11 protein-coding genes are annotated in these 11,072 nt (G+C 66.7%); 8 read left to right on the top strand and 3 right to left on the bottom strand.

What is annotated here, in order from left to right; all coding sequences use genetic code 11:
* Positions 1 to 66 precede the first annotated feature (66 nt).
* From ahpC to CCA01S_RS11380, 7 genes are all read left to right on the top strand, one after another.
* Positions 67 to 630, top strand: coding sequence for an alkyl hydroperoxide reductase subunit C (gene ahpC, locus CCA01S_RS11410; protein ID WP_066458571.1), 564 nt, complete (start codon positions 67 to 69; stop codon positions 628 to 630).
* A 224-nt stretch (positions 631 to 854) separates the two neighbouring features.
* Positions 855 to 2,429 carry an alkyl hydroperoxide reductase subunit F gene (ahpF, locus tag CCA01S_RS11405; RefSeq protein WP_066458569.1) on the top strand — a complete coding sequence of 525 codons (1,575 nt, stop codon included), beginning with the start codon at positions 855 to 857 and terminating at the stop codon, positions 2,427 to 2,429.
* A 213-nt stretch (positions 2,430 to 2,642) separates the two neighbouring features.
* Positions 2,643 to 3,278 (top strand): leucine efflux protein LeuE, encoded by a 636-nt coding sequence (gene leuE / locus CCA01S_RS11400; RefSeq protein WP_066458567.1) that lies wholly within the window; start codon positions 2,643 to 2,645, stop codon positions 3,276 to 3,278.
* A 275-nt stretch (positions 3,279 to 3,553) separates the two neighbouring features.
* Entirely contained in the window at positions 3,554 to 5,131 is a 1,578-nt protein-coding gene (locus CCA01S_RS11395; RefSeq protein WP_066458565.1) for an ABC transporter ATP-binding protein, read from the top strand.
* Positions 5,124 to 6,194 (top strand): ABC transporter permease, encoded by a 1,071-nt coding sequence (locus CCA01S_RS11390; RefSeq protein WP_066458667.1) that lies wholly within the window; start codon positions 5,124 to 5,126, stop codon positions 6,192 to 6,194. The genes CCA01S_RS11395 and CCA01S_RS11390 overlap by 8 nt, the downstream gene beginning before the upstream one ends.
* A gap of 31 nt (positions 6,195 to 6,225) precedes the next feature.
* Entirely contained in the window at positions 6,226 to 7,143 is a 918-nt protein-coding gene (locus CCA01S_RS11385; protein ID WP_066458563.1) for an ABC transporter permease, read from the top strand.
* A 77-nt stretch (positions 7,144 to 7,220) separates the two neighbouring features.
* Positions 7,221 to 8,303, top strand: a complete 1,083-nt coding sequence (locus CCA01S_RS11380) for a BMP family ABC transporter substrate-binding protein (protein WP_066458561.1) — start codon at positions 7,221 to 7,223, stop codon at positions 8,301 to 8,303.
* 38 nt (positions 8,304 to 8,341) lie between these two features.
* On the opposite strand, the gene CCA01S_RS11375 is transcribed toward CCA01S_RS11380, so the two are convergent.
* Positions 8,342 to 8,800, bottom strand: coding sequence for a PaaI family thioesterase (locus tag CCA01S_RS11375; RefSeq protein ID WP_066458559.1), 459 nt, complete (start codon positions 8,798 to 8,800; stop codon positions 8,342 to 8,344).
* A gap of 96 nt (positions 8,801 to 8,896) precedes the next feature.
* On the opposite strand from CCA01S_RS11375, the gene CCA01S_RS11370 reads away from it, so the two are divergent.
* Positions 8,897 to 9,418 (top strand): copper chaperone PCu(A)C, encoded by a 522-nt coding sequence (locus CCA01S_RS11370; RefSeq protein WP_180984205.1) that lies wholly within the window; start codon positions 8,897 to 8,899, stop codon positions 9,416 to 9,418.
* Between the two features lie 89 nt (positions 9,419 to 9,507).
* Here the strand turns inward: CCA01S_RS11370 and CCA01S_RS11365 are convergent, their stop codons facing one another.
* Positions 9,508 to 10,356: an alpha/beta fold hydrolase gene (locus CCA01S_RS11365; RefSeq protein ID WP_232305090.1), complete on the bottom strand. Its 849-nt coding sequence runs from the start codon at positions 10,354 to 10,356 to the stop codon at positions 9,508 to 9,510.
* Positions 10,353 to 11,039, bottom strand: a complete 687-nt coding sequence (ybgF, locus tag CCA01S_RS11360) for a tol-pal system protein YbgF (protein WP_066458549.1) — start codon at positions 11,037 to 11,039, stop codon at positions 10,353 to 10,355. Before ybgF ends, CCA01S_RS11365 begins: the two co-directional genes overlap by 4 nt.
* Positions 11,040 to 11,072: the final 33 nt, after the last annotated feature.

Genomic DNA, 11,072 nt, shown 5'->3' with positions numbered 1-11,072 from the left:
AAATTACCTACACTGGGTTCCGTTGCCATCAAGGCCACCTACTGAACCTACTCAAAAGGAGCATTCATGTCTCTGATCAACACCACGATCAAGCCTTTCAAAGCCACCGCTTACCACAATGGCAAGTTCGTTGACGTCAGCGAGCAGACCGTCGCTGGCAAGTGGTCTGTGTTCGTGTTCTACCCGGCCGACTTCACCTTCGTGTGCCCGACCGAACTCGAAGACCTGGCCGACCACTACGCCGAATTCCAGAAGCTGGGCGTCGAGGTGTACTCCGTGTCCACCGACACGCACTTCGCCCACAAGGCCTGGCACGATACGTCCGACGCCATCAAGAAGGTCAACTACCCGATGATCGGCGACCCCACCCACCTGCTGGCGCGCAACTTCGACGTGCTGATCGAAGAAGAAGGCGTGGCGCTGCGCGGCACCTTCGTCGTCAACCCTGCCGGCGAAATCAAAGTGCTGGAAATCCACGACAACGGCATTGGCCGCGACGCGTCCGAGCTGCTGCGCAAGGTGAAGGCCGCCCAGTACATCGCCGCCCACCCCGGCGAAGTCTGCCCGGCCAAATGGGAAGAGGGTGCCAAGACCCTGACCCCGTCGCTCGACCTGGTCGGCAAGATCTGATCGCGCTGTCTTAAGCCGATGCTTTACCTCCGCGGCGCGCGGGCGGCCAGACCGTCCCCCCCGCTGTGGCGTACTCCGGCGGCCCGTCCTCGGGCGGGCCGCCGGTTTTTCCCCGCTGAGGCCCGGTGCGTCTCGACAGACGGGCGCCAGCCGGTGCGCGTCGCCGCCAGACCCGCGCTTCAGGCATTTTCCGGGGACGTGTTTTTTTCCAAAAAGGTGTAAATATGCTGGATGCAAACCTCAAAGGACAATTGGGAACCTACCTTGAACGGGTGACGCAGCCCGTCGAGTTGCGTGCAGCCCTGGACGGCAGCGCGCAATCACAGGAACTGCGCACCTTTCTGGAAGAGATCGCCGGGCTGTCCGACAAGCTCTCCGTCGTCGAGGCCGCCGCTCCGGATGGCCGCAGCCCTTCGTTTGAAATCGCCCGGGCGGGCACCGACATCGGCGTGCGCTTTGCGGGCATGCCGCTGGGCCACGAATTCACTTCGCTCGTGCTGGCGCTCTTGCAGGTGGGTGGCCATCCGCCCAAGCTGGACGACGCCGTGATCGAGCAGATCCGCGCCTTGCCGGGCGACTACGTGTTCGAGACCTACTTCTCGCTGTCCTGCCAGAACTGCCCGGACGTCGTGCAGGCGCTCAACGCCATGTCGGTCATCAATCCGCGCATCCGCCACGTGGCCATCGATGGCGCCTTGTTCCAGGACGAAGTGCGTCAGCGCGAAATTCTCTCGGTGCCCTCGGTGTTCCTCAATGGCGAGTTGTTTCACCAAGGCCGCGCCGGCGTCGAAGAGTTGCTGGCCAAACTGGATGTCGGTGACGACAGCGCCAAGGTGGCCGCGCTCGATGCGCGCGAAGAGTTCGACGTGCTGGTCGTGGGCGGTGGCCCGGCGGGCGCCGCGGCAGCCGTGTATGCCGCGCGCAAGGGCATCCGCACCGGCGTCGTGGCCGAGCGTTTCGGCGGTCAGGTGCTCGATACCATGGCCATCGAGAACTACATCTCGGTGCTGGAAACCGAAGGGCCCAAATTCGGTGTCGCGCTCGAGCAGCACGTGAAGGCCTACGAAGTGGACATCATGAACCTGCAGCGGGCCACGCGCCTGGTGCCGGGCAAGTCTGTCCAGGTCGAGCTTGCCAATGGCGCGGTGCTCAAGGCCAAGACCGTGATCCTGTCCACCGGCGCCCGCTGGCGGCAGATCAACGTGCCGGGCGAAAACGAATATCGCAATCGTGGGGTCGCCTATTGCCCGCACTGCGACGGGCCCTTGTTCAAGGGCAAGCGGGTGTCGGTCATCGGCGGCGGCAATTCGGGCGTGGAAGCCGCCATCGACCTGGCGGGTATCGTGGGCCACGTGACGCTCATCGAGTATGGCGATGCCCTGCGCGCGGATGCCGTGTTGCAGCGCAAGCTGCGCAGCCTGGCCAACGTCACGATTCTCACCTCGGCGCAGACGACCGAAATCCATGGCGATGGCAAGCGTGTCACGGGCCTGAGCTACAAAGATCGGGTCAGCGGCGAGTCGCGCCAGGTCGAGCTCGACGGTGTCTTCATCCAGATCGGCCTGGTGCCCAACACCGAATGGCTCAAGGGCGCGCTCGATCTCAGCCCGCACGGCGAAATCATCGTTGATGCGCGCGGCCAGACCTCGGTGCCCGGCGTCTTTGCCGCGGGGGATGCCACCACCGTGCCGTACAAGCAGATCATCATCGCCGCGGGCGAGGGCGCGAAGGCGGCGCTGTCCGCCTTTGATCACCTGATCCGCAGTTCGGTCGAGGTTGGCGAGCCCGCCGCCGCTTGAGGATGAATCAGGCCCCGGTGCCGTTGGTTGGCGCCGGGGCCTGATTCAGGGCCACGGACGGCAGGCCGAACAGCACACTGGGGCGTGGCGAACGACGACACACGCCGCGTGCGCGTCGATACAATAAGCATGTCTCCCCTTCTTGTCGCCGCCAGGACGGGTGCCGCTTGCTGCGGCGCCGCACGGCGGCGGCCTTGCTTGATCGAGCCTCTCATGTTGTCTCAATACGGCGTTCTGGATGTCTGGACCTATCTCGCGGGCGTCATTTTCATCGTGCTGCTGCCGGGCCCCAACTCGCTGTTCGTGCTGGCAGTGGGCGCCGGGCGCGGGGTGCGCGCCGGCTACCAGGCCGCCTGCGGGGTTTTTCTGGGCGACACCATCCTCATGACGCTCACGGCAGCAGGCGCGGCATCGGTGCTGCGCCTGCTGCCCATGCTGTTTTTCGCCCTGAAGGCCGTGGGGGCGGTGTACCTCACCTACCTGGGCGTGCGCCTGCTGTGGTCGGCGCTGCATCCCGCCCAGGGCGAGACGCGCACGGTTTCCAGCGCCGGGGGCAACCCGTTTCACAAGGCCCTGGTGCTCAGCTTGCTCAATCCCAAGGCCATCTTGTTCCTGCTGTCCTTTTTCGTGCAGTTCGTCGATCCGGCCTACGCCCATCCGGCCCTGTCCTTCTTCATCCTGGCGGCCATCCTGCAGGTCTGCAGCGTGCTCTATCTGTCATCGCTCATTTTCGGTGGCGCGCGCCTGGCGGCGGCCTTTCGCCGTCGGCAGGGCCTGGCACGTACGGGCAGCGGCCTGGTGGGGCTGTTGTTTCTCTGGTTCGCCGGGCGCATGGCCCTGGATGGCTGAGCGACCATTGCGCGGGGGCTGCTCATGGGGCGGCCAGGCCTGCGGTTACGCGGCTTGGCATGGCGTATCACCATCGGTTAATATTCTTTATTCATCGACCGTGATGATCCCGGTGCCATCCCCCGTATGTCCTGCTGCGGCGGGCCTGGCAGCTTATTTGCTTCAGGCTGGCCCTACCTGCCTAGGGGTTTTTCCCCTTTAGGCCGTCTTTCCTATCCTGAGTAGAATTTTTCGAATCCCGGCAGTCTCACGAACGATTCGAACAGGATACCTGCATGCCGCCGCGACTGGCCCTCCGTCAAATCACCAAGATTTATCCCGCCGTGCGCGCCAACGATGCGATCGATCTCACCGTCGAAGCGGGTGAAATCCACGCCGTGCTGGGCGAAAACGGCGCAGGCAAATCCACCCTGATGAAAATCATCTACGGTGTGGTGCGCCCCGATGCCGGCACAGTGCAGTGGGATGGCCAGGACGTGCAGATCGCCAACCCGGCAGCGGCGCGTGCCCTGGGGCTGGGGATGGTGTTTCAGCATTTTTCTCTGTTCGATACGCTGACCGTGGCTGAAAACATCGCGCTGGGCCTGCCCACGGGTACGTCGCTGGCCGAATTGTCCACACGCATCGAACACACCGCGCGTCAGTATGGCCTGGATGTCGAGCCGCAGCGTCATGTGCATACCCTGTCGGTGGGCGAACGTCAGCGCGTCGAGATCGTACGCGCCCTGCTGGGCAAGCCCCGCCTACTCATCCTCGATGAACCCACCTCGGTGCTCACGCCGCAGGCCGTCTCGCGCCTGTTCGAGGTGCTGCGGCGGCTGGCCGCCGAGGGCTGCAGCATTTTGTACATCAGCCACAAACTCGATGAAATCCGCACCTTGTGCCACCGCTGCACGGTGATGCGGGCGGGCCGCGTCACGGGGGTATGCGATCCACGGCAGGAAACCGAGGCCAGCCTGGCGCGGCTCATGATCGGCGCCGACCTGCCCGTGCAGCAGCGTCAGGCCCGGCCCGCCGGGGCCGTGCGCCTGCGGGTGCGCGGGCTCGACCTGGCACCCGCCCATCCCTTCGCCACGCCGCTGCGCGGTGTGGATTTCACGCTGCACGCGGGGGAGATCCTGGGCGTGGCCGGGGTGTCCGGCAACGGCCAGCAAGAACTGATGGGGGTGCTGTCGGGGGAAGACCGCCGCGCCGCGCCTGAGGCGCTGCTGTACGAAGGCCAGGCCGTGGGGCGGCGTTCGGCGGCCTGGCGGCGCGCGCAGGGGCTGGCCTTCGTGCCCGAAGAACGCCTGGGGCGTGGGGCCGTGCCCGAACTCAGCCTCGCGCGCAATCTGCTGCTGTCCCACCAGGGACGGCAGACGGTGCGCCATGGCTGGATACGCCTGGGCGTCGTGCGGGACATCACCGCCGACATCATCGGCCGCTTTCACGTCAAGGCGGCGGGCCCGCAGGCCCTCGCGGGCAGTCTGTCGGGTGGCAACTTGCAGAAATACATCGTCGGGCGCGAGGTCGTGCGCCAGCCGCGGCTGCTGCTCATCGCCCAGCCCACCTGGGGGGTGGATGTCGGGGCCGCCGCGCAGATTCGGGCCGAGCTGCTGGCTTTGCGCGACCAGGGGTGCGCCATTTTGCTGATTTCCGAAGAACTCGACGAGCTGCTCGAACTGTCCGACCGCCTGGTGGTCATGGCCAAGGGGCGCCTGTCGCCGCCCGTGGCCCGCGAGCAGGCCAGCCGTGAACAGATCGGCCAGTGGATGAGCGGCCTGTGGCCCGATGACGCCGCATCCGCAGCGTCCGCCAGGGGCGCGCGATCCGCCGCCAGCGCGCCCGCCGCGCCGGGAGCCGCGCATGCTTGAGCTCGTTCCGCGCGCTGTGCCGTCGCGCCGCATGGCCTGGCTGTCGCCCCTGCTGGCGCTGGCCCTCACGGCCTTGTGCGGCGCGCTCATGTTTCTGGCAGTGGGCAAGCCGCCCCTGCAGGGCTTGTGGGTGTTCTTCATCGAGCCGGTCAGCAGCTTGCACGGCTGGGCCGAGGTTGGCGTCAAGCTGGCGCCGCTGCTCTTGTGCGCGGTGGGCTTGTCGCTGTGCTTTCGGGCCAACGTCTTCAACATCGGGGCCGAGGGGCAGCTGGTGGTTGGCGCCATTGCGGCGGGCGCCTTCATTCTGCTGTTCGACGATGGACAGGGGGGCGCGGGCGGGCCGTTCCTGATGGCGCTGGCCATTCTGGCCGGTGCCGCGGGCGGGGCGTTCTGGGCCGGGCTGGTGGCCTGGCTGCGCGATCGCTACCACGCCAACGAGATTCTCGTGTCGCTCATGCTGGTGTATGTGGCGCAGCTGCTGCTCAGCTATCTGGTGCACGGGGTGATGCGCGACCCCGACGGCTTCGGCTTTCCGCAATCGCGCCTGTTCGACGACGGCTTTCTGCTGCCCGTCTGGCCGGGCACCCGCCTGCACCTGGGCATCGTGCTGGCGCTGCTGGCCGCCGTGGCCGCCTGGCTGTTCCTGGCGCGTCTGTTCGCCGGCTTCCGGCTCACGGTGGGCGGGCTGGCCCCGCTGGCGGCGCGCTATGCCGGGTTTTCCTCGCGCCGGGCGCTATGGGGCTGCATGCTGGGGTCGGGGGCGCTGGCCGGGGTGGCTGGGGCCTGCGAGATCATGGGGCCCATCGGCCAGCTGACGCCCTCGGTGTCACCGGGGTACGGTTTTGCCGCCATCATCGTGGCGTTCGTCGGCCGCCTGCACCCCATCGGCGTCGTTTTTGCCGGCTTCATCATGGCGCTGTTCTACATCGGCGGCGAACTGTCCCAGACGCGCCTGGGCATGCCCAATGCCATCACGGGCATCTTCCAGGGCATTCTGCTGTTTTCGCTGCTGGCCTGCGATGTCCTCATCCGCCAGCAGCTGCGCTGGCGGCGCCGGGCATGAGCGGCCTCCTCAACCCCACAGGATACCGACCATGGACGCACTGGCTCCGCTGATCGCCGCCGCCCTGAACGCGGGCACCCCTCTCATGCTGGCCGCGCTGGGGCTGCTGGTCAATGAAAAATCCGGCGTCATCAACCTGGGCTCCGAAGGCATGATGCTCGTGGCCGCCGCCCTGGGTTTCGCCATCACGGTGCAGACCGGCAGCTCGACGCTGGGCTTTGCCGCCGGTGCCGCCGCCGGTGCGCTGATGGCGGGCCTGTTCGCCTGGCTGGTGGTCTGGCTGGGGGCCAACCAGATCGCCTGCGGGCTGGCGCTGTCCCTGTTCGGCGTCGGGGCGTCGGCCTCCATCGGCCTGCCTTACGTCGGGGCCACGATCCAGGCCTCCAGCTGGTCGGTTCCCGTGCTGGGTGATCTGCCCTTCGTCGGCCCCGCGTTCTTTCAGCATCACCCGCTGGTGTATGGCGCCCTGGCGCTGGCCGTGCTGCTCAGTTTCTTTCTGTCGCGCACGCGCGCCGGCCTGGTGCTCAGGGCCGTGGGCGAGTCGCCCGAATCGGCTCATGCGCTGGGCTATCCGGTGCGCCGCATCCGCCTGGCGGCCCTGCTGTTCGGCGGCGCTTGCTGCGGCCTGGCCGGGGCGTTCATGTCGCTGGTCTACACGCCGCTCTGGGTCGAGAACATGGTGGCCGGACGCGGCTGGATCGCCCTGGCCCTGACGCCCTTTGCCACTTGGCGCCCCTTGCGCGTGCTGCTGGGAGCCTACCTGTTTGGCGGCATCACCATCCTCACGTTCCACCTGCAGGCGCTGGGTGTGCCCATTGCCTCGCAGCTGCTGTCCATGCTGCCTTACCTGGCCACGATTCTCGTGCTGGTTCTGATTTCTCGCAACGTGAACTGGATACGCATCAACATGCCTGCTTCGCTGGGCCGCGCCTTTAACCCCAACAGCTGAGGCGGCCCCGTGGTTTACCGCCGGGCCCGGGCTCGGCCTTTCGATTTCGTTCCTGCCTTTTCTGGAGACCCCCGCTCATGAATACTCGTCTGATTCGTCAAACACTGGCTGCGGCCACCGCAGCCACCTGCCTGTGGGCAGCGGGCCCGGCGGGCGCCGAACCCCTGAAGGTTGGTTTCGTCTACGTCAGCCCCGTGGGTGAAGCCGGCTGGTCGTGGCAGCAAGACCTGGGCCGCAAGTACATGGAGCAGCAGCTGGGCGACAAGGTCAAGACCCAATACGTCGAAGACGTCCCCGAGGGGGCGGATGCCGAACGCGTGATCCGCGACCTGGCGCAGCAAGGCAACAAGCTCATCTTCACCACGTCGTTTGGCTTCATGAACCCTACGCTGAAGGTGGCCAGGCAGTTTCCCGATGTGAAGTTCGTACACTCCACCGGCTATAAGACGGCGCCCAACGTGGCCACCACCAATGCGCGCTTCTATCAGGCGCGCTACGTGGCCGGCATTCTGGCGGGCCACAAGACCCAGACCAACGTGCTGGGCTACGTGGGCGCTTACCCGATCCCCGAGGTGCTGCAGGGCATCAATGCCTTTACCCGCGGCGCGCGCAGCGTGAATCCCAAGGTGACGGTGCGCGTCATCATGGCCAACAGCTGGTTCGATCCGGGCAAGGAACGTGACGCCGCGCTGGCCCTGCTCGATCAGGGGGCGGACGTCATCACGCACCACACGGATTCCACCGCCGTGGTGCAGGCCGCCGAAGAGCGGGGCAAATGGGCCATCGCCTACCACTCCGACATGCTGAAGTTCGCGCCGCACGCCCAGCTGGGGGCCGTCACGCACCATTGGGGGCCTTACTTCACCAAAGAGGCGCAAGCGGTGCTGGGCGGCACCTGGAAGCCGGATCAGGTCTGGGGCGGCTTCAAAGAGAAAATGGTGGACGTCGAAGGCTTCGGCCCCGCCGTGGATGACGCCCTCAAGGCCGAGCTCAAGGCCAAGGAAGACGCCATTGCCGACGGTTCGCTCAACGTCTTTGCCGCGCCCATCAAGACCAACGACGGCAAGGTGGTGCTGGCCGAAGGCGCCCTGGACGACAAGGGCCTGAACGCGATGAACTACTACGTGGAAGGCGTGGTGGGCACCCTGGCCAAGCAGTAAGCAGCGCCAGGCCTGGCAAGCCGGGTGCCGATGGTGCCTCAGCTTGCCTTGCGTGGCACCGACCAGGTGCTCATCACCTGAGCCACGGGGTCGCCGCCCGCTTCGGGCAGCAGCAACACTTCACCGGCCGTCATGCGGCCGGTTTTCAGTATCTTGGCCCGGGCGATGATGCCGCCCGCCGGGGCACCCCGCAGAAAATGGATGGTGAGGCTGGCCGTGACGGCTTCGGGCACGCCAGTGGCGCTGACCACGGCGGCATAGAGGGCGAGGTCGGCCAGGCCCATCAGCATGGGGCCGGCCACGATGCCGCCCAGGCGCTGGTTGGCGGGATTGGGCGGCAGCCGCAGCGTGGCCTGCCCGTGGGCGATGTCCTGTACTTCGATGCCCAGAACGGCGGCAAAGGGGTGCAGGCGGTCGAGCAGCGTGCGAAACTCGGCCACCGAAATCAGCGATGGCGCCGCCGACGTCGGGGCGGCAACAGCAGCAACTTTGGACATGGCTCAAATCGACGGGAAAAAGCCCATAGTACACTGGCCTGGATGAGTGTATGCCAGGCCATGGGGGCTGTGGCGCGACGTGAAACGGGTAGTGAAATGAATCAGGTATCGAAGTCTGTGCTGGGGGCCTTCGCCAGCTTGCTGCTGTCGTCGGCGGCCTTCAGCGCGCAACACGCGGCCGGGCAGGCAACGCCCGTCGCCGAGCTGCCGGTATCGGTGGCTGTCACCGCCTCCGATTGCTGGATTCGCCAGATTCCGGCCCCGGCGCCCTCGGGCGGGTTCCTGGTGTTCCATAATCAGGCCGATCAGGCTGCCGTGCTCACGGGCGTCAGCTCGCCCGACTACGCCGACGTCATGATGCACGAGACCACGCACGAAAACGGCATGAGCAAGATGTCCATGGTGCATCAGGTCAGCGTGCCGGCGGGCGGCCAGCTCGACTTCAAGCCGGGCAGCTACCATCTCATGCTCGAACAGGCGCGCGACGGGCTCAAGGTGGGCGATCACGTGGCGGTCGATTTCCTGCTGGCCGACGGCCACCGGGTCTCGGCGCAGTGCGAAATCAAGTCGCCCAAGGCCATGTCCGGCATGGGTCACATGCAGCACATGAAACATTGATCGGGGCGTGACGCCCCGCAAAAGCGCCACGTAGACGGCGGCCCGCCCGCACCCGACGATGTCGGTGCCCCGGCGGGCCCGGCACCGCGTCAGCGCAGCGGGGCCGCGGCGGGTTGTCGCGCGTCGGCCGTCGCCGCAAATTGCAGGATGGCCCGGTTGAAGGCGCGCGGGTTGGCCAGGTTCATGCCGTGGGCGGCCAGCGCGATGCGCACCCGCTGCGCCTGCGGCACCAGCTGCTGCAGGCGATCCTGGCGGGTGCCATACTTGGCGGGGCTATTGGCCCCGCCCACCAGCAGCAGGGGGCACGCCAGGGCCGCGGCGTCCTGGCGCCGCACCGCCAGGTTGGCTTCCAGTATCTGCGACATCAGGGTGACGGCGTTGTCCCGCGCCATGTCCTTGAACCAGCCCACCATGCGGCGCCAGGTATCCTCGCCGTTCACGGTGTCGATGAAGCCTTGCAAGGCGCCGTCGATGTCGCCCGCGCGCAGCTGCTCGATGGTGCGCGTATAGAAGGGTGCTGCTTCGGGCTCGTCGTCGAAGCGAAAGGCCGGGTCGGCCAGCGTCAGCGAGCGGCAGAGTTCTGGAGCCTGGGTGGCCAGGCTCATGGCCACCTGGGCCCCACGGGAATGGCCGACGATGTGTGCCGTCTGTCCGCCGGGCTGTGCGCGCAACAGCCCGATCAGGTCTTGCGCCTGGGCCTGGATACGGTAGCCGGCTTGCGGGTGTGCGCCGGGCTCGGGCCAGCAGCCGCGCAGGCTGGCAGCCAGCACGTGGTAGTGCTCGGCCAAGGCCGGTATCTGCCAGCGCCAGTAGCGGTAATCGCACAGCGAACCGTGAATGAGCAGCAGGGGTGCGCCCGCCCCGGCCTGCGTGTAGTGCAGGATGCCGCCGTCCAGCGCCAGGGCGTCGGGCGGCAGTTCGGTGCGAGTATGCGTCACAGCAGCTTCAGACGGCTCTTGGCCGTTTCCGCGGCGGGGCTCTTGGGATAGTCTTTGACGATGCGCTGCAGGCTGGCCTTGGCGCCCTTCATGTCGTTCAGTTCGATCTGGTCGGCGGCGACCACCAGCAGGGCGTCGGGTGCGCGCGCATCATCCGGGTGGTTTTTCACCAGCGACTGCATGGTCTGGATGGAGTTCTTGAAATCTTTCGAGGCGTACTGGCTGCTGCCCAGGTAGAACTGGGCGTCGTTGGCCAGTTCGCTGTCTGGGTACGACTGTACGAACGTGGCGAAGGCCGAGGCGGCTTCTTTGTACTTGCCGTTGCGGTATTGATCCGCCGCAGCCTCGTAGGCCGCCTGCTGCTGCGGGTCGCCCGCCTGTGCGGCCTGCTGCGGCGCGTTGCCGCCTGCCTGGGCGTTGCCGGCCAGGCGCGCCTGCTGGCTGAGCTCTTCGACGCGGCCGCGCAGGGTGGCGATTTCCTGTGAAAGGAGATCCATCTGGTCGGCCAGCTGCAGGCGTGCCTGCTGGTTTTGCGATTGCATCTGCTGCAGCTGGGTGCGCAGCTCGAGAATGGCGCGGCGGGCGTCGTCGTCGGCAAAGGCGTGAGCGGCGGGAGCGGCCAGTGTGAGCGCGATCAGGGTCGTGGCTGACAGGATGTTCAGGCGGTGAGTCAGTGCATGCATGGAGAGGTTCCTTCTGTCTGAAGTAGGCCCGGC

Origin of the sequence: Castellaniella caeni NBRC 101664, assembly GCF_001592225.1 — a bacterium.
GTDB lineage: Bacteria > Pseudomonadota > Gammaproteobacteria > Burkholderiales > Burkholderiaceae_B > Castellaniella > Castellaniella caeni.
The sequence above is the reverse complement of the archived record's forward strand: the minus strand, read 5'-3'. Positions and strand labels throughout refer to the sequence as shown.

Bases quoted from the DNA above. Each gene is read 5' to 3' on its own strand.
- ahpC (WP_066458571.1), top strand. From the start codon at position 67: ATGTCTCTGATCAACACCACGATCAAGCCTTTCAAAGCCACCGCTTAC.
- ahpF (WP_066458569.1), top strand. From the start codon at position 855: ATGCTGGATGCAAACCTCAAAGGACAATTGGGAACCTACCTTGAACGG.
- leuE (WP_066458567.1), top strand. From the start codon at position 2,643: ATGTTGTCTCAATACGGCGTTCTGGATGTCTGGACCTATCTCGCGGGC.
- CCA01S_RS11395 (WP_066458565.1), top strand. From the start codon at position 3,554: ATGCCGCCGCGACTGGCCCTCCGTCAAATCACCAAGATTTATCCCGCC.
- CCA01S_RS11390 (WP_066458667.1), top strand. From the start codon at position 5,124: ATGCTTGAGCTCGTTCCGCGCGCTGTGCCGTCGCGCCGCATGGCCTGG.
- CCA01S_RS11385 (WP_066458563.1), top strand. From the start codon at position 6,226: ATGGACGCACTGGCTCCGCTGATCGCCGCCGCCCTGAACGCGGGCACC.
- CCA01S_RS11380 (WP_066458561.1), top strand. From the start codon at position 7,221: ATGAATACTCGTCTGATTCGTCAAACACTGGCTGCGGCCACCGCAGCC.
- CCA01S_RS11375 (WP_066458559.1), bottom strand. From the start codon at position 8,800: ATGTCCAAAGTTGCTGCTGTTGCCGCCCCGACGTCGGCGGCGCCATCG.
- CCA01S_RS11370 (WP_180984205.1), top strand. From the start codon at position 8,897: ATGAATCAGGTATCGAAGTCTGTGCTGGGGGCCTTCGCCAGCTTGCTG.
- ybgF (WP_066458549.1), bottom strand. From the start codon at position 11,039: ATGCATGCACTGACTCACCGCCTGAACATCCTGTCAGCCACGACCCTG.